General features: G+C 41.2%; 1 protein-coding gene. It reads right to left on the bottom strand.

Features of this window, described 5'->3' with window-relative positions; genetic code table 11:
• Window positions 1-619 (bottom strand): tetratricopeptide repeat-containing S1 family peptidase (locus tag MiAbW_RS19215; RefSeq protein ID WP_238707371.1); only part of this gene is annotated, 619 nt, incomplete at both ends.

A 619-nucleotide genomic window follows, 5' to 3' on the forward strand; every position in this document is an offset into this window, starting at 1 on the left:
TTGTAAAATACTACTGTGAAACTTCTTTAAATCTTCCCCTTTAGGTAAGGTATTAATCGCTTGTTGCAAAGCTTCTATAGATGTTTGATATTTACGTAACTGACCTAACGCGAATCCCTTCCCATACCAGGCTAAATAGACATTATCGGGGTCATTTTGCTTAATCGCCTCATCAAAGGCTTTAATTGCTTCCTCAAACCTGAATAACCGCCATAATTGTCCCCCCCTTTCTATCCAAATATCCGCCTTCGCATTGGTATTAGGGACAATAACACCAGTAATCGCTTGAATAATTTCTTGTTGTTGTTGCGGACTAACTTGGGGTTGAGCAGTGGTTAATAATTGCGGTTTTACCTTCAATCTTTCTTGCAATCCGATAAAAGTGCTAATGGGAATCCCTAAACTATACCCTAACTGAATTTTCCCTCCCCCTGCTCCTTCTGAACTTCCATGAATCCCTATTACTCTCCCCTGAGAGTCTAAGACTGCACCGCCACTCATGCCCCCATAAGTGATGCTGGTATAAACTAATTCATACCCTCCGGTTAAAGAAGCAACACTTTGTAATGTTCCACTTTGTTGCGTGCTTAAGTCACTTTGGCGGGTTTCTATTAATCCC

Origin of the sequence: Microcystis aeruginosa NIES-4325 (assembly GCF_008974145.1) — a bacterium.
In the GTDB taxonomy this organism is placed as follows: domain Bacteria; phylum Cyanobacteriota; class Cyanobacteriia; order Cyanobacteriales; family Microcystaceae; genus Microcystis; species Microcystis aeruginosa_G.